Origin of the sequence: Actinomadura madurae (assembly GCF_900115095.1) — a bacterium.
Lineage (GTDB): Bacteria > Actinomycetota > Actinomycetes > Streptosporangiales > Streptosporangiaceae > Spirillospora > Spirillospora madurae.
Window position 1 is genome coordinate 61,209 of the sequence record NZ_FOVH01000017.1, and the last position, 19,741, is coordinate 80,949.

22 protein-coding genes are annotated in these 19,741 nt (G+C 73.2%); 13 read left to right on the top strand and 9 right to left on the bottom strand.

Annotated features, from left to right (window positions below; genetic code table 11):
* Positions 1 to 32 precede the first annotated feature (32 nt).
* Positions 33 to 461 (bottom strand): organic hydroperoxide resistance protein, encoded by a 429-nt coding sequence (locus tag BM339_RS36430; protein ID WP_075023858.1) that lies wholly within the window; start codon positions 459 to 461, stop codon positions 33 to 35.
* A 94-nt stretch (positions 462 to 555) separates the two neighbouring features.
* On the opposite strand from BM339_RS36430, the gene BM339_RS36435 reads away from it, so the two are divergent.
* Genes BM339_RS36435 through BM339_RS36445 form a run of 3 tightly spaced genes read left to right on the top strand, consistent with a single transcriptional unit; the run spans position 556 to position 2,850 of the window.
* On the top strand, positions 556 to 1,482 hold the full coding sequence (locus tag BM339_RS36435) for an LLM class flavin-dependent oxidoreductase (RefSeq protein WP_075023859.1): 927 nt from the start codon (positions 556 to 558) through the stop codon (positions 1,480 to 1,482).
* Positions 1,479 to 2,168, top strand: coding sequence for an alpha/beta hydrolase (locus BM339_RS36440; protein WP_021593957.1), 690 nt, complete (start codon positions 1,479 to 1,481; stop codon positions 2,166 to 2,168). Before BM339_RS36435 ends, BM339_RS36440 begins: the two co-directional genes overlap by 4 nt.
* A gap of 4 nt (positions 2,169 to 2,172) precedes the next feature.
* On the top strand, positions 2,173 to 2,850 hold the full coding sequence (locus BM339_RS36445) for a winged helix-turn-helix transcriptional regulator (RefSeq protein WP_075023860.1): 678 nt from the start codon (positions 2,173 to 2,175) through the stop codon (positions 2,848 to 2,850).
* Here BM339_RS36445 and BM339_RS36450 read toward each other — a convergent pair whose 3' ends face one another.
* Positions 2,851 to 3,699 carry an SMP-30/gluconolactonase/LRE family protein gene (locus BM339_RS36450; RefSeq protein ID WP_021593959.1) on the bottom strand — a complete coding sequence of 283 codons (849 nt, stop codon included), beginning with the start codon at positions 3,697 to 3,699 and terminating at the stop codon, positions 2,851 to 2,853.
* A gap of 134 nt (positions 3,700 to 3,833) precedes the next feature.
* Between BM339_RS36450 and BM339_RS49150 the strand changes: the two genes are divergently transcribed.
* Complete coding sequence (locus BM339_RS49150; protein WP_021593960.1) at positions 3,834 to 4,073, top strand: ribbon-helix-helix domain-containing protein; 240 nt, start codon at positions 3,834 to 3,836, stop codon at positions 4,071 to 4,073.
* The gene (locus tag BM339_RS49155; RefSeq protein WP_021593961.1) at positions 4,070 to 4,459 is read left to right on the top strand and encodes a hypothetical protein; all 390 of its coding nucleotides are present in this window, start codon (positions 4,070 to 4,072) and stop codon (positions 4,457 to 4,459) included. Before BM339_RS49150 ends, BM339_RS49155 begins: the two co-directional genes overlap by 4 nt.
* Positions 4,460 to 5,024: 565 nt before the next feature.
* Here the strand turns inward: BM339_RS49155 and pcrA are convergent.
* Entirely contained in the window at positions 5,025 to 7,304 is a 2,280-nt protein-coding gene (gene pcrA, locus BM339_RS36470) for a DNA helicase PcrA (RefSeq protein ID WP_200871703.1), read from the bottom strand.
* Between the two features lie 291 nt (positions 7,305 to 7,595).
* On the opposite strand from pcrA, the gene BM339_RS36475 reads away from it, so the two are divergent.
* Entirely contained in the window at positions 7,596 to 9,047 is a 1,452-nt protein-coding gene (locus BM339_RS36475) for a gluzincin family metallopeptidase (protein WP_075023861.1), read from the top strand.
* Between the two features lie 50 nt (positions 9,048 to 9,097).
* On the opposite strand, the gene dhaM is transcribed toward BM339_RS36475, so the two are convergent.
* Genes dhaM through dhaK form a run of 3 tightly spaced genes read right to left on the bottom strand, consistent with a single transcriptional unit; the run spans position 9,098 to position 11,101 of the window.
* The gene (gene dhaM, locus BM339_RS36480) at positions 9,098 to 9,484 is read right to left on the bottom strand and encodes a dihydroxyacetone kinase phosphoryl donor subunit DhaM (protein WP_021593965.1); all 387 of its coding nucleotides are present in this window, start codon (positions 9,482 to 9,484) and stop codon (positions 9,098 to 9,100) included.
* 1 nt (position 9,485) lies between these two features.
* Complete coding sequence (gene dhaL / locus BM339_RS36485) at positions 9,486 to 10,109, bottom strand: dihydroxyacetone kinase subunit DhaL (protein WP_218163855.1); 624 nt, start codon at positions 10,107 to 10,109, stop codon at positions 9,486 to 9,488.
* A complete protein-coding gene (gene dhaK / locus BM339_RS36490; protein ID WP_021593967.1) occupies positions 10,106 to 11,101 on the bottom strand; it encodes a dihydroxyacetone kinase subunit DhaK in 996 nt (331 codons plus the stop codon). Before dhaK ends, dhaL begins: the two co-directional genes overlap by 4 nt.
* 100 nt (positions 11,102 to 11,201) lie before the next feature.
* Between dhaK and BM339_RS36495 the strand changes: the two genes are divergently transcribed.
* The 4 genes from BM339_RS36495 (at position 11,202) to BM339_RS36510 (ending at position 14,477) form a co-directional block, all read left to right on the top strand.
* Positions 11,202 to 12,167 (top strand): nucleoside hydrolase, encoded by a 966-nt coding sequence (locus tag BM339_RS36495; protein ID WP_244938759.1) that lies wholly within the window; start codon positions 11,202 to 11,204, stop codon positions 12,165 to 12,167.
* Between the two features lie 95 nt (positions 12,168 to 12,262).
* Positions 12,263 to 12,946 carry a PIG-L deacetylase family protein gene (locus BM339_RS36500; protein WP_177287872.1) on the top strand — a complete coding sequence of 228 codons (684 nt, stop codon included), beginning with the start codon at positions 12,263 to 12,265 and terminating at the stop codon, positions 12,944 to 12,946.
* A 112-nt stretch (positions 12,947 to 13,058) separates the two neighbouring features.
* Complete coding sequence (locus BM339_RS36505) at positions 13,059 to 13,514, top strand: SRPBCC family protein (RefSeq protein WP_024934157.1); 456 nt, start codon at positions 13,059 to 13,061, stop codon at positions 13,512 to 13,514.
* Between the two features lie 51 nt (positions 13,515 to 13,565).
* The gene (locus tag BM339_RS36510; RefSeq protein ID WP_075023863.1) at positions 13,566 to 14,477 is read left to right on the top strand and encodes a serine hydrolase; all 912 of its coding nucleotides are present in this window, start codon (positions 13,566 to 13,568) and stop codon (positions 14,475 to 14,477) included.
* Between the two features lie 67 nt (positions 14,478 to 14,544).
* Here BM339_RS36510 and BM339_RS36515 read toward each other — a convergent pair whose 3' ends face one another.
* From BM339_RS36515 to BM339_RS36525, 3 genes are all read right to left on the bottom strand, one after another.
* A complete protein-coding gene (locus BM339_RS36515; RefSeq protein WP_177287868.1) occupies positions 14,545 to 15,300 on the bottom strand; it encodes a DUF4190 domain-containing protein in 756 nt (251 codons plus the stop codon).
* A 147-nt stretch (positions 15,301 to 15,447) separates the two neighbouring features.
* A complete protein-coding gene (locus tag BM339_RS36520) occupies positions 15,448 to 16,089 on the bottom strand; it encodes a LuxR C-terminal-related transcriptional regulator (RefSeq protein ID WP_021593973.1) in 642 nt (213 codons plus the stop codon).
* Complete coding sequence (locus BM339_RS36525; protein ID WP_024934159.1) at positions 16,086 to 17,276, bottom strand: ATP-binding protein; 1,191 nt, start codon at positions 17,274 to 17,276, stop codon at positions 16,086 to 16,088. Before BM339_RS36525 ends, BM339_RS36520 begins: the two co-directional genes overlap by 4 nt.
* 148 nt (positions 17,277 to 17,424) lie before the next feature.
* On the opposite strand from BM339_RS36525, the gene BM339_RS36530 reads away from it, so the two are divergent.
* The 3 genes from BM339_RS36530 to BM339_RS36540 all read left to right on the top strand — a co-directional run bounded on the left by BM339_RS36530 (position 17,425) and on the right by BM339_RS36540 (position 19,724).
* The gene (locus BM339_RS36530; RefSeq protein WP_075023864.1) at positions 17,425 to 18,714 is read left to right on the top strand and encodes a PspC domain-containing protein; all 1,290 of its coding nucleotides are present in this window, start codon (positions 17,425 to 17,427) and stop codon (positions 18,712 to 18,714) included.
* The gene (locus tag BM339_RS36535) at positions 18,707 to 18,928 is read left to right on the top strand and encodes a hypothetical protein (RefSeq protein ID WP_244938760.1); all 222 of its coding nucleotides are present in this window, start codon (positions 18,707 to 18,709) and stop codon (positions 18,926 to 18,928) included. The genes BM339_RS36530 and BM339_RS36535 overlap by 8 nt, the downstream gene beginning before the upstream one ends.
* A 100-nt stretch (positions 18,929 to 19,028) precedes the next feature.
* Positions 19,029 to 19,724, top strand: coding sequence for a TetR/AcrR family transcriptional regulator (locus BM339_RS36540; RefSeq protein ID WP_075023866.1), 696 nt, complete (start codon positions 19,029 to 19,031; stop codon positions 19,722 to 19,724).
* Positions 19,725 to 19,741 lie beyond the last annotated feature (17 nt).

The following is a 19,741-nucleotide window of genomic DNA, read 5'->3' on the forward strand; positions in this document are numbered from 1 at the left end:
CGGAGCGGTCCGACCGACCTCGGCGGCGGGGGTTACAGGTCGGTGCCGTTCACCTGGAGGGCCACGTCGATGTTGCCACGGGTGGCGTTGGAGTAGGGGCACGCCTGGTGTGCGGCCTTGACCAGGTCGACGGCCTGCTCGTCGGTGACCGACGGGAGCGAGATCCGCAGGTGCGCGCCCAGCTTGAAACGGCCGCCGCCGGCCGGGATGAGGGCGACGGACGCGTCGATCCGCGCGTCGTCGGCCTTGAGGTTCTCGCGCTGGCCGACCATCGCGAGGACCGTGCCGAAGCAGGCCGCGTAGCCGACCGCGAAGAGCTGCTCGGGGTTGGCGCCCTCGCCGTCCCCTCCGAGCTCCTTCGGCAGGCGCAGGTCGAGGTCGAGGCGCCCGTCGGACGTCCGGCCGCGGCCGTTCCTGCCACCGGTCACCTGCGCCTCGGCCGTGTAGAGCGGTGCGGTCATGTGACTCTCCATCCTGTTGATGTCTGAATCTTGCACTTCAAAAAGAAGAAGTCAACGGTTATGGTCGTGGAACCACGATCACCCGGAGGCGACGATGGCGAGGCTGGAGATCGGCTACCTGCTGCCGACGCGGGAGCAGGACCTGCTGGGCGAGCACGACCCCGGGCGGCTCGTCGCCCAGGCGCGGCGGGCCGAGGAGCTGGGGCTGGACTCGGTCTGGGCGGGCGACAGCCCCGTGACCAGGCCGCGCGCCGACCCGCTGATGCTGCTGGCGGCCGTGGCGCAGGCCACCGAGCGGGTCGCGCTCGGGACGGCGGTGCTGCTGCCGGCGCTGCGCCATCCGATCCTGCTGGCCCACCAGCTCGCCACGCTCGACCGCCTGTCGGGCGGGCGGGTGATCGCCGGCATGGGGGCCGGGTTCCCGATGCCCGCCACCGAGGCCCAGTTCGCGGCGGTCGGGGTCGGGTTCGGCCGCCGTGTCGGCCGGATGGAGGAGTCGATCGAGGCGATGCGGCGGCTCTGGACCGGGGACGCGGTCTCCTACCAGGGGCGGCACTTCGCGTTCTCGGACGTGCGGATCGTGCCGCCGCCGACGAGTCCCGGAGGGCCGCCGATCTGGCTGGCGGGGAGCGGGACGGCACTGCCGCGCGTGGCGCGTCTCGCCGACGGGTGGCTCCCCTACCCGCCCGAGGCGGCCACGTACGCGAAGGAACGCGAGCTGATCGGGCGCGCGACCCCGGCCCTGTACGCGACGCTCTGCCTGGACGACGACCCGGAGAAGGCCCGCCACCGGCTGCGGACGAGCATCGAGCGCTACTACGACGCGCCGCTGGAGTTCGTCGCGTCCGTCCAGGCCCTGTTCGCCGGAACGGCCCGCCAGGCCGCCGACTGGCTGAGCGGCTACATCGAAGCCGGCGCCCGCCACGTGGTGATCCGGCTGGCGACCGAGGACCACGACGCGGACCTGGAGCGGTTCGGCGACGAGGCCCTTCCCCTGCTGCGCGAGAAGGCGCACCGATGACCACGTTCGTTCTCGTTCATGGTGCGTGGCACGGTCCCTGGGCCTGGGAGCGGGTCGTCCCGCTGCTGCACGCCGCCGGGGCGCGCACGCTCACCCCCACCCTCGGCGTTGGTGACGACCACGGCCTCCACGACCACGCCGCGGCCGTCGTCGCCGCGCTCGACACCGTCCGCGACGAGGTCGTGCTGGTCGGGCACAGTTACGCGGGCCTGGTCGTGCGGGAGGCCGCCGACGCGCGCCCCGGCAGGGTCGGCCACGTCGTCATGGTGGACGGGTGGGCGGGGCCCGACGGCGCCGGCATGTTCGACCTGGCCCCGGACCCGTTCGTCCAGTTGGCCCGGACGGCGGCCGAGACGCTCGGCGACGGGCGCCGGATCCCCGCCCCGCCCCCGGCCGCGTTCGGCATCACGGACCCCGGCGTGGCCGACCGGCTGGCCGCGCGCCTCCTCCCCCAGCCCCTCCGGACGTTCACCGAGCGCACCCGCCTCAGTGGCGCCGTCGACCGGATCCCCGGGACGGCCGTCTATTGCAGGCCGCTGACCTACCCCTTCGACCGGTTCGGCAAGGACGTCGGATACCGGCCGATCGCCCTCGACGGCCCCCACGACGTGATGCTGACCGACCCGGAACCGCTCGCCCGCCTCCTCCTGGAGGTTCAGGAACGGGAAGCGCGAAGTCTAGAGTGATGAAGTGGAACAGCGAACGTACAACCAGTACTGCGCGACCGCGCGCACCCTCGACATCGTCGGCGAGCGCTGGACACTGCTGCTGGTCCGCGAGCTGCTGACCGGGCCGAAGCGGTTCGGCGACCTCGGGGCGAGCCTGCGCGGCCTCGGCACCGGGCTGCTGGCCGCCCGGCTGAAGCACCTGGAGCGCGAGGGCCTAGTGCGCAAGATCACGCTGCCGCCGCCCGCCCGCACCCCCGCGTACGCGCTCACCGAGGCCGGCGAGGACCTCGGCCCGGCCGTCATGGCGCTGGCCAGATGGGGCCTGAAGTGGGCGATGGGCGAGCGCCGCGAGACCGAGACGTTCCACCCGGGCTGGACGGTGCTCGGCCTGCGCGCCTCCTTCGATCCCGAGGCCGCCGCCGGGCTCCGCGCCGTGTACGAGTTCCGCGTCGACGACGAGGTCTTCCACGCCCGGATCGACGACGGGACGATCGAGGCGCTGCACGGCCCCGCCCAGCACCCGGACGCGACGATCACGATCGGCGAGGAGGCGCTCGTCGGCCTGACGGGCGCCGGCGGCTCGTTCGCCGAGGCGATCCGGGACGGCTCGGCGTCGGCGTCCGGCGACACCGAGGCCCTGCGGCGGCTCGCGGGGCTGTTCAGCCTGCCGCCCCCGGGCTCCCGCAAGCCCGCCGGGTGATCACCCCTGCCCGGCGCCCGGCACGTCGACCTGGACGGTGAGGACCCGGCCGCTGCCGGGCACCACCGGCTCCGCCTCGGTCATGCCGCGCCACTCGGCGGCGGTGACGAACAGGGTCGTCCCGCCGGGGCCGCCGAGCACGCAGGCGAAGCCGCCCCGGTCGAGGGCGACGGTCCGCAGCACCTCGCCGCCCTCGGCGACGCGCACGCACCGCCGGTTGGGGACGTCGGCGTACCAGACCGCGTTCTCCGCGTCGACGCAGATGCCGTCCGGGACGCCCTCGCCCAGCTCCGCCCAGACGCGGCGGCCGGACAGCCCTCCGTCCGCGCCGATGTCGAACGCGACCAGGCGGCCGCGGTACGAGTCGGCGACGATCAGTGTCGTGCCGCCGGGCGTCACCGCCATCCCGTTGGGGAACGCGATGTCGTCGGCCACCTGGCGCACCGGGCCGTCCGCCGGCACCAGGAACACGTGTCCGGGCGCGAACTCCTCCCCGGCCGTCGGGTCGAAGCCGATGGCGTTGACGTAGACGTTGCCGCGGTCGTCGGCGACGACGTCGTTCCACCCCCTCCGGCCGAGATCGGCGTGGGTGACGAGGCGCCCGCCCGGCTCCAGGCGCAGCAGCAGCCCGTCGGCGGACGAGACGATCACCATGCGACCGTCCGGCAGCCAGGCGGTGCAAAGCGGCAGCGATTCCACCCGCGCGACGACCTCGCTCGACCCGTCCAGGCGAGCCGCGACGACCTCGCCCGCCGACCAGTCGGAGAAGTACAGCCGGTCCCCGTGCCAGCGCGGCGACTCGACCAGCCCCCGGCCGGTCAGCAGCGTCCGTACGACCTCCATCGTCATCCCCGTCCCTTCTCCGCCGACGGTGTCCCACCCTCTACACGAACGGCCACCGCCCGGATCGACACGGGCCGGACTGAGAATTCCACCCATCCGAGTACACACTGGAGGGCATCCGAGTGTGTATTCTGTGCCCCATGGCGAGAGTCAACATCACGCTCCCCGACGAGCTTGCCGCCACGTTGCAGGGGCTCGCCGAGGAGAAGAAGATCCCCTCGGTGTCCGGGTTCCTCGCGGACGGGGCGCGCCTCAAGCTGGCCTATCTGCGCGACGCCTCCACCATCGACGACCTCTTCGGCCCGCCCAGCCCGGACGAGCAGGCCATGGTCGACCGTCTCGTCGAGGACGGCGCGCCGTCCCGCCGGGACGTCGCGTGATCACCGGTCACGTCTTCGACTCGACCGCCCTCCTGGACCTCGCGACCGGCAAGACCATCTACGTCCGCGCCCGGCTCCGCGCGTCCATCGCCCAGCACGCCACGATCGTCATCCCCGCGACCGCGCTCGCGCGCGCGTGGCAACTCGTCCCCGACCACGGCCGCGCCGTCCTCGAACGGCTGCCCGGCATGCAGGTCGTCCACGTCGACGACCTCGACGACGTGATCGCCCAGCAGACCGGGCTGCTCGTCACCACGATCCCGAACCTCGGCATGGACGCCGCCCAGGCCGCCTGGTCCGCCCGCTGGCGCCGCTGGCCGCTGATCACCGCCGAGCCGGACGTCTACAAGTCCGTCCCCGGCGTCCGCGTGGAGCAGATCCCCTAGCCCCTCGGACGGCACCTCCATGGCCGCGAAACGACCGCCTCGGTCGTACTCCGAGCCTTCATGCCGTCGTACACGGCGTGGGCGGAGGAGGCGCCGGAGCCCGTGAACCAGAAGATGCCCACGTTGGTGAGAAGCTGATCCCGGTCGACCGCCGCATCGGGTGATGCGATCGCCGGGTCCGTCCACTCGTGGAACTTCTCCACGATCCAAGCCAGCTGGCCGACCGGCGAGTCGTTCAAGGAATACGCCAGCGCCTGCGGACGAGTCGACTGCAATGCCAGATAGCCGATCCCGTCGCGGGAACTCGTTCAGTGCCGCTTCCCGTGCCCGCCAGTCGAATCCGGTGGCCCGGTATTCGGCGAGCCCTCTCTGCCGTCGCGGCTGCGCCACCGCGTCGGCGCGCTCACCGCGGCGACGGTCGCGCTGCCCGGCCCGGGGCCGTCCGCCGACGCGGAGACGCTGACCGCGAACCCGGACCTCGCGGACCACCTGCGCGCCATGGCGGCCCGCTACACCCGCGCGACCGGCCCCCGGCAGGTGCCGCGCACCTGCCGGTAAGGCGTCGTCAGAGCTTCTCGATGGTGGCGAAGCGGAGGACCAGCGTCCGGACGCCGTAGTCGCCGCCGAAGTCGACGCTGGCCTTCTCTCCCCGGTCGTAGACGGACACGACGGTGCCGAGGCCGAAGGCGTCGTGCGTGACCTTGTCGCCCGGGGACAGCGACGGGACGGGACGGTTCCCCGGGGAGCGCGTCCCCGGGCGGGACGCCATCTGCGCCATCGCCGAGCCGGACGTCGAGGACGCCTCGCGCTCCCAGTCGACCAGCGTCTTCGGGATCTCGCCGAGGAAGCGGGACGGCGGGTTGACCTGCGGCGCGCCCCACGAGCTGCGCATCGTGGCCCGCGACAGGTAGAGGCGCTGCCGGGCGCGGGTGATGCCGACGTAGGCGAGCCGGCGCTCCTCTTCGAGCTCCTTGGGGTTGCTCATGGCGCGCAGGTGCGGGAACACCCCGTCCTCCATGCCGGTGAGGAAGACCACCGGGAACTCCAGGCCCTTCGCGGTGTGCAGGGTCATCAGGGTGACGACGCCGTGCTCGGTCTCCTCCGGCTGCTCGCCCGGCGGGACGGGCCCGCCCTTCGCGCCGCCCGGGATGGAGTCGGCGTCGGCGACCAGGGCGACCTGCTCCAGAAACTCGGGCAGGCGGCCCTCGGCGGACTCGCCGTCGAGGCGCTCCTCGAACTCGCGGGCGACGGCCTCCAGCTCCTGGAGGTTCTCGACGCGGGTCTCGTCCTGCGGGTCCTTGGAGGCCTGGAGCTCGGCGAGGTAGCCGCTGGCCTTGAGGATCTCGGCGACCAGGTCGGCGGGGGTGAGCGTCTCGGCGGCGGCGCGCAGCTCGTCCAGCAGGGTGACGAAGTCGCGGACGGCGTTGATCGAGCGGGTCGCCATGCCCGGGACGTCCTCGGGCACGCGCAGCGCCTGCCAGAAGGAGATCCGCTCCCGGGACGCGTACGCCTCGACGCAGGCCTCGGCCCGGTCGCCGATGCCGCGTTTCGGGACGTTCAGGATGCGGCGCAGGGAGACGGTGTCCTCGGGGTTGGCGAGGCAGCGCAGGTAGGCCAGCGCGTCACGGATCTCCTTGCGCTCGTAGAACCGGACGCCGCCGACGACCTTGTACGGCAGCCCGACCCGGATGAACACTTCCTCGAAGACACGGGACTGCGCGTTGGTGCGGTAGAAGACGGCGACGTCGGCGGGGCGCGCGTCGCCCTCGTCGGTGAGCCGGTCGACCTCCCGGGCGACGAACGCGGCCTCGTCGTGCTCGTTGTCGGCCACATAGCCGGTGATCTTGTGGCCCTCGCCCTGGTCGGACCAGAGCTTCTTCGGCTTGCGGTCGGCGTTGCGCTCGATGACCGCGTTGGCCGCGGACAGGATCGTCTGCGTGGAGCGGTAGTTCTGCTCAAGCAGGATCGTCGTCGCGTCCGGGTAGTCGCGCTCGAACTCCAGGATGTTGCGGATCGTGGCGCCGCGGAACGCGTAGATCGACTGGTCGGCGTCGCCGACCACGCACAGCTCGGCCGCGCCCAGCCCTTCGCCGCCGTCGGCCGGGCCGCCCGAGATCGGGGCGGTCAGCTCCCGGACGAGTTCGTACTGCGCGTGGTTGGTGTCCTGGTACTCGTCGACCAGGACGTGCCGGAAGCGCCGCCGGTAGTGCTCGGCGGCCTCCGGGAACACCTGCAGCAGGTTGACCGTCATCATGATCAGGTCGTCGAAGTCCATGGCGCCGGCCTGCTGGAGCCGCGCCTGGTACATCTCGTACGCCTCGCCGAGCGTCTGCTCCATGTGCGTGGACGCGCGGTTCTTGAACGTCTCGTAGTCGATCAGCTCGTTCTTCAGGTTCGACACCTGGGCGCTGAACGACTTCGGCGGGTACCGCTTGGGGTCGAGGTCGAGCTCGCGGCAGACGAGCGCCATCAGCCGGTTCGCGTCGGCCTGGTCGTAGATCGAGAAGCTCGTGGGGAAGCCGAGGCGCTTGGCCTCCCGGCGCAGGATCCGGACGCACGCGGAGTGGAACGTCATCACCCACATCGCCCGCGACCGCGGCCCGACGAGCGCGTCGACGCGCTCCTTCATCTCGGCCGCGGCCTTGTTGGTGAAGGTGATCGCGAGGATCTGGCCGGGGTGCACGTCCCGCTCGCCGAGCAGGTGGGCGATGCGGTGGGTGAGCACCCGGGTCTTGCCCGAGCCGGCGCCCGCGACGATCAGCAGGGGGCCGCCGGAGTGCACGACGGCGGCGCGCTGCTGCGGGTTGAGGCCATCGAGCAAGGGGTGAGCTTCGGTCTTCGACATCACGTGCGAGTCTACGGCTCGGCGGAGACGTTTTCGGCTCGTCCGCCGACCCGGGGCCGCCCGCCGGCCCGCGCGGCAGCATGTGGACAGACGGGGGACCTTTTCGCGGCGTCCGGTTGACTCGATCTCCTGACCGGCGCAACTTGTCGAGTACGGAGCGGGCACACCCCGCCGGACCGGCCCGGCCGGTCCGTGACCAGGACGCGAAACCCCGTGTCGCGTCCCGGCATGCCCCTCCGCAGGAGCGCGGAGTCATCAGGGACTCGCGCACCGTAAGGGGAAGTGGCATCGATGACGATCCACCAGCATGACCTCCAGGGGCGGCGGGACGGCGAGACGGCCGAGGTCCCCGCGCAGTGGCCGGGCGCGACGGCGCGGGTGGCGCAGGGGGCGGCGGCCCCGCCCGTCCCGCGGCCGGTGCCGGTCCCGGTGCCGGCGCGGAGCGGGCACCGGTTCCTCGTCTACAAGCAGGACCCGTCGGTCACCGAGCTCGGCTTCCGGCCGGCCTTCATCCCGACCGTGGTGCTGATCGGCCCGGCGGACGCCCGCGTCCGGACGGAGCTGCCGGGCGTCACCCCGGTTGCGCGCAACGTCAGCGGCGACTTCGTGTTCGCCGCCGGCAGCGCGGAGTTCGACTGCGCGCACACGTTCGCCGTCGTCCGGCGGACGATGGCGATGTACGAGCGGCACAACGGCGGCAACCCGATCCCGTTCGCGTGGAACGTCGGCGGCAACACCGACCGCCTCACCGTGTTCCCGCACGCCGGCGAGGGCGCGAACGCGTTCTACAGCCGGACGGCGAAGGCGCTGAAGTTCCTGTCCTTCACCCCGCAGGGGCGGCCGCCGGCGGACGTCGTCCACACGTGCCGGTCGCTCGACATCGTCGCGCACGAGACGGGCCACGCGATCCTGGACGGCCTCAAGCCGGGCTGGCTGTCGGCGGACAACCCGCCCCAGACGGGCGGGCTGCACGAGGCGTTCGGCGACATCACGGCGATCTTCCTGGCGCTGGCGGAGCCGGACCAGGCCGAGGCGCTCGTCGCGCTCACGAAGGCGAACCTGCACGACCGGTCGTTCCTGCCGGAGCTGGCCGAGGAGTTCGGCCGGGCGCTCGGCAGGCCGTCCGGGCTCCGCGACGCCGACAACGACCTCAGGCTCGGCGACGTCGGCAACGAGGTGCACGCCATCTCGCAGGTGTTCACCGGCGCGGTCTACGACGTGCTCGCCGACCTGTACACCTTCGAGATGGGCCGGCAGCGGCGCACCAAGGACCCGGCGATCGTGCTGATCGAGACGGCGTCCGCGCTGTGCCGGCTGGTGTTCGAGGCGATCGTCGCGTCGCCCGGGACCGGCGCCCGGTACGTCGACGTCGCGAACAACATGCTGCAGATCTCGGCGAGCCGCGGCGACCCGGCGATCTACCGGACGTTCATCCGCAACCGGTTCGCCGTCCGGGAGATCACGACGGCGGTGACGCCGCTGCGCGACCTGATGAGCGGGCGGGTGCCGATGGCCGAGGCCGGCTACACCGGGGACGGGCAGGACGTCACGGAGGTCGAGCCGCACGACGAGCACTCGGCGAGCCTGCGGGCAGGCCAGGACCGGTCGCGCTGCTGCGGCACCCTGCAGATGCCGGAGTACCAGGTCGTCGCGGCGGAGAAGCTGGCCAGGCGCGGCTCCCTGGCGGACGAGGACATCCTCCGGGAGGAGCTGGACGAGCTGCGCCGGGTGTTCGGCAAGTAGCACCGAACCGCCGTGGCGGGCCGGCCCCTGCGGCCCGCCACGGCCGCCGCTCAGCCGGTCTTGCGGTGGTCGCGGGCGGACTCGGCGGCGGCGTGCACGGCGGCGAGGTCCGCGCCCGTCGCGGCCATGGACGCGGCGGCGACCGCCCCCTCGACCATCGGGGCGTCCGCGAACAGGACGTCGTCGCGCTCGGCGTCCTCGATGAGCATCTCGCCGGTCAGCACGGAACTGCCGATGTCGGCGATCAGCACGACGCCGTCGCCGCCGTCCGCTGCGGCGACGGCGTGCTCGACGAGGTCGATGCTGGTGCCGAGCCGGCCCTCGGTGTCGCCGCCGGCGGGTTCCACGACGGCCTTGCCGATGCCCATCGCCCGCGCCACCTCGGCGGCGCCCTCCGCGAGCGTCGGGCTGTGGGAGATGATCACGATCCCGACCACGTCACTCCTCCCCGGCCACGTCGGCCAGCGCGCGGAGCAGCAGGGCCGTGGACGACGCTCCGGGGTCGAGGTGCCCTTCGCTGCGCGCGCCCAGATAGCTGGCGCGGCCCTTGCGCGCCCGCATCGGGACCGTGTCGTCCGCACCCTCGGCCGCCGCGTCCGCGGCGGCGCGCACGCAGGCGGCCAGGCCGGAGCCGCCGCTGAGCGCCGCCTCGTAGGCCGCGACGGCGGGCACGAGCGCGTCCACCATGGTCTTGTCGCCCTCGACGGCCTTGCCGAGATCTTGGACGCCTTCCAGCGCGGCCTTCAGCGCGGCGCCCAGCGCGGCGGCGTCCACGTCCTCGGTGTTGCCCAGCGCCTTGCCCGCGCGGCGCAGCGCCGTCCCGTACAGCGGACCGGACGCGCCGCCGGTCTTCGACACGATGGCGCGCCCGGCCGCGATCAGCACCTTGGCCGGCGTGGTGTCGTCCGGCAGCGCCTCGACGGCGGCGCGGAAGCCGCGGTCCAGGTTGTGGCCGTGGTCGCCGTCGCCGATGGCCGCGTCCAGCCGGGTCAGCCGGCCGGCGTCGGCGGCCACCAGCTCGGCCGCGTGCCGTATCCAGGAGGCGAGGTCCTCGGCGTTCACCGGCCCCACCGGAGCCCGGGCGTCTCGACCGGGGCGTCCCACAGGCGGGTCAGCTCCGGCGTCACCCGGCACACGCTGATCATGCAGCCGGCCATCTCCAGGCTGGTGACGTAGGGCCCGACCAGGCGGCGGACGACCGTCGCGCCGTGCCCCTCCAGCCACTCCGCGGCGGCGGCGTAGGCGACGTACTGCTCGATCAGCGGGGTGCCGCCCATCCCGTTCACCAGCACGAGCACCTCGGACCCGGACAGCGGCATGTCGGCGTCGATCGCGCTCAGCGACGCGTCCACGATCTCCGTGGCCGTGCCGACCTCGACGCGCTCGCGGCCGGGCTCGCCGTGGATGCCGATGCCGAGCTCCATCTCGTCCTCGCCCAGCTCGAACGTGGGCGACCCGGCGGCCGGGACGGTGCACGAGGACAGCGCGACGCCGAACGACCGGCTCCGCTCGTTCACCTCCCGCGCGACCGCCGCGACGTCCGCGAGCGCGGCGCCCTCCTCGGCGAGCGCACCGGCGATCTTCTCGGCGAACAGGGTGGCGCCGGTGCCGCGCCGCCCGGCGGTGAACGTGCTGTCCTCGACCGCGACGTCGTCGTCGACGATGACGGAGGTGACCTCGATGTCCTCGTCCTCGGCCAGCTCGGCGGCCATCTGGAAGTTCATGACGTCGCCGGTGTAGTTCTTCACCAGGTGCAGCACCCCGGCGCCGCCGCTCACCGCCATCGTCGCCGCGATGATCTGGTCGGGCACCGGCGAGGTGAACACCTCGCCGCAGCACGCGGCGTCCAGCATCCCGTGCCCGACGAACCCGGCGTGCAGCGGCTCGTGGCCGGAGCCGCCGCCCGACACCAGAGCGACCTTGCCCGTGCGCGGCGCGTCCCCCCGCACGACGGTGCCGTTCCCCGGATCGACCGTCAGCTCGGGATGCGCGGCGGCCAGGCCGCGCAGCGCGTCGGAGACCACGTCCGCCGGAGCGTTGATGAGTTTGCGCATGTCTCTGCTCTACCCCGGTGGGACGCCGCATCCCAGGCCCAATCGTCGATCTTGCGTTTATCGGGATGCCGGGGCGCCCCGCGCGGCATAGGTTGCACACGTGAGCAGAGCACCACGAATCCTCTACGACTGCGACACCGGCATCGACGACGCGATGACCCTGCTGTACCTGGCCTCCCTGGTCCGGGCGGGCGAGGCGGAACTGGCCGGGGTCGGGACGGTCCACGGCAACATCGACCCGATGACCGGCGCGCTGAACACGCTGCGCGTCCTGGAGGCCGCGGGCGTCAAGGCGGGCGAGCAGGGCGTGCCGGTGGCGGTCGGCGCCGCCCGGCCGATGGCGCAGGACGTCCACTACGCGCTGGACTGGCACGGCACGGACGGCCTCGGCGACACCCACCTGGCCGAGCCCGCCGGACGTCCGGTCGCCGAGCAGGCCGCGGCGCAGATCGTCCGGATGGCGCGCGAGGCGCCCGGCGAGCTGACGCTGCTGGCGACCGGCCCGCTGACCAACCTCGGCGCGGCGCTGCTGCTGGACGACGCGCTTCCGTCGCTGATCCGCGAGGTGGTGGTCATGGGCGGCGCGTTCGACCACCCGGGCAACATCACCACGCACGCCGAGGCGAACATCTGGCACGACCCGGAGGCCGCCGACCTGGTGTTCGCGGCGGACTGGCCGGTCGTGCTGGTGCCGCTGGACGCGACGCACCCGACCGCCGTCCACGACGACTGGCTGGACCGGCTGGCCGCCCACGGCACCCCGGTCACCCGCTTCGCCGCGAGCATCCTGGAGTTCTACGCCGACGCCTACACGCCGACCTTGAGGCGGCGCGGCGCGGTCATCCACGACGCGCTCGCCGCGATGCTGGTCGTCGACCCGGACCTCGGCGAGTACGCGCACCGTCCCGTCCGGGTGGAGCTGCGGGGCGAGCTGACGCGCGGCACGACGGTGTGGGACGCGCGCTCGCTGCCCGCCGAGGACACCCGCCGCCCGGTCAAGGTCGCGGTCGGCAGCGACGTGGAGGCGTTCAAGGAGAGGCTGCTGGCGGCGCTGACGTCCTTCTGATCTTCCGGATTGCCGGGAAACCGTTCGCCGACCTTATCGTTGAAACCGTGACCAACGTTCTGGACGACAGCGGGCTGCAGCGGGTCCTCGCCGTGATGGCGCACCCCGACGACATCGACTTCGGCGCGGCCGGGACGGTCGCCGGCTGGACGGACCGGGGCATCGAGGTCGTGTACCTCATGGTCACCGACGGCGACGCGGGCGGCTTCGACGACGCGATCACCCGGGCGGAGATGGCCGCGCTGCGCCGCGAGGAGCAGCGCGCGGCGGCCAAGTGCGTCGGGGTGGGCGACGTCCGGTTCCTCGGCTACCCGGACGGCCGGGTCGAGGCGACGCTGGACCTGCGCCGCGACATCGCCCGGGTGATCAGGCAGGTGCGGCCGGACCGGGTGGTGATGCCGAGCCCGGAGCGCAACTACGAGCGGATCTACCCGAGCCACCCCGACCACCGGGCGGTCGGCTCCGCCGCGCTGGACGCCGTCTACCCCGACGCCCGCAACCCGTACGCGTTCCCGGAGCTGCTCGCCGACGAGGGGCTGGAGGCGTGGACGGTCCGCGAGGTGTGGTTCAGCGGCGGGCCCGTCGTGAACCACTACGTCGACATCACCGCCCGGTTCGAGCGGAAGCTGAACGCGCTGCGGGCGCACGCCAGCCAGACGGCGCACATGGGCGACGGGCTGGCGGAGATGCTGCGCGGCTGGCTGGGCGGCAACGCCGCGGCGGCGGGGCTGCCCGAGGGCACCCTGGCCGAGTCCTTCCACGTCATCGACACCGCGTGACGAGCACCCACCCACCCCTAAATACGGTCACGCATCAAATATGACTCTTTACAGGCCGTAATTAGCCCCAGATCGGGCATGTACCCCATGTGTCACAACACGGGGGGTCATCATGCCGCAGGAGATCGAGGCCACCGCCACATCCTCCGCAGCACCGGAAGTGATCTTCAAGCATCTGTGCGTGGCCGAGGCGTGGGACGCCTGGGGCGGGTTCTGGACGCGCGTGCGGCGGGAGTCCGCCGGCGCCGAGCACCCGAACGGGCTCGGGGCCGTCCGGTACGTCCGGTCCTGGCGCGAGGAGGTCGTGGCCTGGGATCCGCCGCGGCACTACGGGTACGTCGCGCAGGCCGGGCCGCCGCCGCGCCGCCTGCGCGCCGACGTCACGCTGGAGGCGCACGCCGCGGGCACGCTGATCCGCTGGCGCGGCGAGGTCGACGGGTTCCCGGGCACCGGGCCGTTCACGCGCGCCGTCCTGCGCCGCCGGCTGGACGCCTACGCGCGCCGGGTGGCGCGGCACGCCGAGCGCTGTGAGCCGGGCTGCGCCGCCCGCCTTCCCGGCGCCATCTGACGCACCGGTTCATCCGGTCGCACGGAATGTCGCACGAGTTCGGGGGGATCGATGCGGCGCCATCTCATCACGCTCGTCCTGGCGGCGGGTGCCACCGGAGCGGGGGCAGCCACGTACCTGGCCGTGGCGGACGGGCCGAACCGCAGGAGCGGCGTCACCGTCAACGCGTCCGAGTCCGTCAGGAGGGTGCCCGCCGGGCGACGGACCGCCGCGGCCAGGGCGACGACCCGCCCGTTCGACGCGGCGGCGCTGCGCCGGGCGGTCCGCGCCTACTTCGAGAAGCGCCCCGGCGAGGCCGGGATCATGGCGACGGACCTGAAGACCGGGCTGGCCTTCGGCGAGAACGAGCAGGAGCGTTTCGTCTCCGCCAGCGTCATGAAGGTCGACATCCTGGCGAGCCTCCTGCTGCAGCGGCAGCGCGACCAGCGGAGACTGTCGGACGGCCAGCGCGACCTGGCCGAGCGGATGATCCGGGAGAGCGACAACTCCGCCGCGGACGCCCTCTACTCCGCGGCCGGCGGCGGGGCCGGCGTCAGGAAGGCGAACGCGGCGTTCGGCCTGAAGCAGACGAAGCCGTTCCCCGGGTCGTGGGGTTCGTCCTGGACGAGTCCCGCCGACCAGGTGCGGCTGCTCAGGCACCTGGCGTCCGACAGGAGCGCGCTGAAGGCGCCCGGCCGCCGCTACATCCTCGGCCTGATGGGCTCGGTGATGGAGGAGCAGGCGTGGGGGATCAGCGCCGCGGCCCGTCCGGGCGAGAAGGTGGCGCTCAAGAACGGCTGGACGCCGGTGTACCGCCAGGGTCACGGGTGGGCGGTCAACAGCGTCGGCCGGATCACCGGGGCCGACCACGACTTCCTCATCGCGGTGTGCAGCGGCGGCAACCCGACGATGGGTTCGGGTGTGGCGACGGTCGAGCACGTCGCCGACATGGTCGCCGACACGATGCGCGCGTCGCACGCGTGAGCCGGCGTCCGGCGGCGGATCCCGGGGACCGGGCGGCGGGCCGGCCGCCCAGCACGCGCCGGGATCGTCAGCGGGCCAGTGGCCGGGTGAGCTTCTTGCCCTCGGCGGCTGCCACGGCGACGCAGGTGACGGTCCGGTCACCCGACTTCCACGAGTCCGCGGTCGGGTAGTAGTAGGAGTTCGCGAGGCTTCCGGCGGCCGGGTCGCGGCGGAGCCGCGCCTGCGTGCGCGCCTTGCAGCCGTTGGAGGCGAGCTGCTGGAGCTGCGACTCCGGCGGCATCGCGTAGCCCTTGAGGCGGAACACCGCCGTCACCTCGCCGTCGTGCGGCTGGGTGCACGGGACGATCTTGACGCTCTCCACCTCGACCGGCTCGCTGGTCGCGGTGCCGCTGGTCGCGCCCGCGTCGTCGTTGATGCAGTTGCCGACCCGCATCTTCTGGGCGTCGACCTTCTCGGGCTTGGTCTGGGTGACCTTGGGGGTGGCGCCGCCGGTGTCGTCGCCGGAGCCGCCGCTGCCGCGCAGCGCGAACAGGGCGATGCCGACGACGATCCACAGGCAGGACAGGATGATGCCGGCGATCGCGAGTCCCCGGCCCTTGCCGCCGTTCTTGCCGATCTGGCTGAGCGAGATGACCCCGAGGATGATGCCGAGCACGCCGAGGCAGCCGAGGAGGCCGGTGACGAACGCGGCGATCGCCATGCCGTTGGTCTTGTCGGCCTTGGAGCCGTAAGGAGAGCCGTAGCCGGGTTCCACCGGCATGGGCGGGGGCGGATACGGAGCTTCGGGGCCCGGCTGCCCGGGCCCGGGGGGAGGGTAGGTCATGGGGAGCGACTGTCCCATATCGGACGGTATCGATGATCAGCCTGGGCCGGATTCCGATATTACGATTTGCTCACAGTCGCGGTGAAAACGTTTACCTCCGGGGCAGGCGTGGGCAAAGGTATCCGCCCTGCCCGCTGCGCAAGGCCGCTACACGAGGCGGCGGGCGGCGGCCCAGCGGGACAGCTCGTGCCGGTTCGACAGCTGGAGCTTCCGCAGGACGCTGCTCACGTGCGTCTCCACCGTCTTGACCGAGATGAACAGCTCCTTCGCGATCTCCTTGTAGGCGTAGCCGCGGGCGATCAGCCGCAGCACGTCCCGCTCCCGCTGCGTGATCTGGTCGAGCTCGGGATCCACCGCCGGCACGTCCGTGGCGGCGAACGCGTCCAGCACGAACCCGGCGAGGCGCGGCGAGAACACCGCGTCGCCCTCGGCCACCCGGCCGATCGCGTCCGTCAGCTCCGGCCCGGAGATCGTCTTGGTGACGTAGCCGCGCGCCCCGCCCCGCACGACGCCGATCACGTCCTCCGCCGCGTCCGACACCGACAACGCGAGGAACTTGGAGGTGACGGCGCCGTGCAGCCGCCGCAGCACCTCGATGCCCCCGCCGCCGGGCAGGTGGACGTCCAGCAGCACCACGTCCGGCCGCGTCGCGCGGATCACCGAGACCGCCTCGTCGACGTCGCCGGCCTCGCCCACGATCTCGACGCCGCCGCCCAGCTCCGCCTTCACGCCGGTCCGGAACATCTGGTGGTCGTCGACCAGCACGACCTTCTTCAACCCGTCGCTCATGCCCTCTTTATCTCCAGCCGCACTTCGGTTCCCTCGCCGGGGGCGGTACGAACGGTCGCTTTGCCGCCGTTGCGTTCCATACGTCCGATGATGGACCCCCGGACGCCCATCCGGTCCTCCGGGACCTGGTCGAGGTCGAAGCCCTTGCCCCGGTCGCGGACGAAGATGGCGATCTCGTCGCCCTCCACCTCCGCGTACACCGACACCGACGGCGCCTCGGCGTACTTGGCCGCGTTCACCATCGCCTCCCGGGCGGCCTGCAGCGCGGCGCCGAGCCGCTCGTCCAGCGCCGTGTCGCCCACGCAGACGACCTCGATCGGCACGCCGTGGTCGTCCTCGACCTCGCCCGCCGTCTCCCGGATCGCGGCGGCGAACGTCCGGTCGGGGTCGGCGCGCGGCTGGTAGAGCCAGGTCCGCAGCGTCCGCTCCTGGGAACGGGCGAGCCGCTGCACCTCGCGGGTGTCGTGCGCGTTCCGCTGGATGAGCGTCAGCGTGTGCAGCACCGAGTCGTGGATGTGCGCGGCCAGCTCGGCGCGCTCCTGGGACCGGATGCGCTCGTGCCGCTCGGCGTCCAGGTCCTGCCAGAGCCGCACCACCCACGGCGTCACGATCACCGCGACCCCGGTGAGGATGATCAGCATGGCGATGACGACCGACCGCGCCTGGTCGGCGTCCACGTTCTGCGCCACGAACCCACCGATGCCGCCGACGACGAGGAGCAGCCCGAGCAGGCTGCGCAGCCACCGCTCGCGCAGCGGGAGCGTCCAGCGCTGCCGCTGGTCGCGGTCGGCCTGCTGCCACAGGATCGCGGCGCCGACCCCGCCGACGACGAACGGCCACAGCGCCCACCGGGCGACCCCGGCGGCGCCCCACGGCAGCGCGGCGAGGCCCAGCGCGACCGCCGTGTAGGCGAGCAACTGGCCCCAGTCGCGGCCCCGCCGCCCGGCCGGCCGGCCGGCCTTCTCCGCGGCCGGCACCAGGATCCAGAACGCGGCGTACGCGGCGACACCGAGCCCGCTCGCAATCGTGAGCAGCACGAATGCGGCCCGGACGAGGAACACGTCCACGCCGAGGTGCGCGGCCAGGCCGCGGCACACCCCGGCGACCAGCCGGCCCTCCGCGGCGCGCTCCAGCCGGAGCGGCGCGACCGGCGTCGCCCCCGGCCGCTCGGCCGTCTCCTGGCTCACCGCCGTCCTCCCCTGCGTTCTCCCACGTCATCGATCGTCACATGCCCCGGCGCGAACCGCATCAGGGAACCACCCCGGGCCCGTCTCAGGGTCCGAATCAGGGACGTCCCCGATACCCCGGGCGGGCGGGACGCGCGACGATGGCGGCATGGGCGAGGAAGAGACGGTCCGGGACGAGACGGTCCAGGAGAAGACTGTCCAGGAGAAGACGGACACGGGCTACCGGCGGCTGACGCGTGACGCCGACCGGCGGCTGATAGCCGGAGTGTGCACCGGCCTCGGCCGCTACACCGGCATCGACCCCGTCGTGTTCAGGGTGGGGTTCGCGGTCCTCGTCCTCGCGCACGGGCAGGGCGTCTGCCTCTACATCGCGGCGGCGCTGCTGATGCCGGCGAGCCCGGAGGAGTCGTCGCTCGCCGAGCAGCTCTTCAAGCGGTGGTTCGACGCGCAGGGCGTCCTGTCGATCCTCGGCGCGCTGCTCTGCGCCGGCGTCGTGTTCAGCGTGGTCGGCGGCGTCTCCACCGACGCGATCGCGCTCCTGGTCGTGTTCGGGCTGGTGCTGCTCGTCGCGCACTCGCGGGGCGTCGACCTCGTCTCCGCGGCGCGGACCGTCCCCGAACGGATCACCGGGCACCCGCCGGAGCCGTCCGCGCCCTGGGCGCGGCAGGACGGCGCGGGCGTCTCCCTCAGCAAGGACGAGCCGCGCCCGGCCGCGGCGGGCGGGCTCCCGGAGGGCATGATCGACCTCGCCGCGTACTCGGCCGCGTGGGAGGAGGCCCCCGAGCCGGTCCGGCCCGCGGCCCCCGCGAAGGGGCGGCACGGCCGCGGGCACTCGCCGGTCGCGACGATCACGCTGCTGGCCGCGATGGCCGCGGGCGCGGCGATGATCCCGGTCGCGCAGGCGTACACGGCGCCCGACTCGTGGCTGATCGTCATGGCGCCCGCCCTGGCCGTCATCGGGTGCGGCCTCGTCCTCGGCGGCTGGTTCCGGACCCGCGGCCTCGCGGCGGCCGGCACCGTGCTGACCCTCGCCATGCTGACCACGGCGGTGGCGGGCGACGCGCCGCGCAACGCCGAGTACGGGGAGATCGAGTGGCGTCCCACCGACCCCGCCCAGACGAACCAGGTCTACAAGGTCGGCGTCGGCCAGGGCGATCTCGACCTGACCGCCCTCCCGCTCGCCGCCGGGCAGCGGATCGAGATCGACGCGCGGGTCGGGCTCGGCGGGCTGGACGTCACGCTGCCGCCCACCGCCCGCGTCCTGCTGGACGCGAAGATCGGGCTCGGCGACCTGCGCGTCGACCGGCGGACGACGAGCGGGCCGAACGCCAGGGACGTCCGGACCCTGGAACCGGAGAGCGGATCGAGCGGGAACCCGCCGGTGATCGTGCTGCGGATCCGCGGCAAGCTCGGAGACGTGGACGTGCACCGTGGCTGAGGGGGACGTGGCGAAGAAGAGGTTCCGGTTCGACCCGGCCGGGCCCGTCACGGGGCTGTTCTTCCTCCTCCTCGCGGCCCTGTTCCTCGTGGACGGCCTGTCGGACGAGGACGTCCTGCCCGCGACGACGCTGATCCCCGTGGTGCTGATCGGCCTCGGGCTCGTCGGGACCGTCCGGGTGCTGACCCGCTCGCGACGCCGCGACCTGCGCTGACACGCGGGCCGTGGCACGGGCCGCACGCCCGCCCGCCTTTCCTGCCCGCCGGGAACGCCGAGTAGTGTGATCTCGACGGCAGGTGACGGAACGAGGTCGGATGTCGGGGCAGGCCGGGAACCCGGAGGGGTGCGCGGACGTGCTGCCCGGATCCCGCTCCGCGCTCGACCCCGGCCGCGCCATCAAGCCCGGACGGCACGGCCTGTCCCCCGAGACCGTCGCCGGCATCCAGCGGGAGCGCCTGATCGACGCGTTCGTCCAGATCGTGTCCGAGCGCGGCTACGCCCACACCACGATCAGCCGCGTGACCGAGGGCGCGGGCGTCACCAAGAAGACGTTCTACGCGCACTTCACCGACCTGGACGACTGCTTCCTCGCCGCCTACCGGCGCGGCATGGACATCCTGCTCGGCCGCATGACGCAGGCGTACGAGTCCGCGCCGTCCTGGCCGGAGGGGATCCACGCGGCGCTGCGCACGCTGCTCGCCGTCCTCGCCCGCGAGCCGCGGTTCGCGCGGGCGTCGCTGGTGGAGGTGAACGCGGCCGGCCCGCAGGTCCGGCGGGCGCGCATCGACAACCTCGCGCGGTTCCGCGCCTTCTTCACCGATCCGTCGCTGCCGCCCGTCCCGGTCGCGGTGGTGGACGCGATCGTCGGCGGCGTCTACAGCGCGATCCACGTCCGGATGGAGACGGACGAGACGGAGGATCTGCCGGCGCTGCTGGCGCCGCTCACCTACTTCGCGCTGCTCCCCTTCGCCGGCCGTGAGACCGCGTCCGCGTTCCTCGATCCCGCCTGACCGGCGCCTCCGGCTCC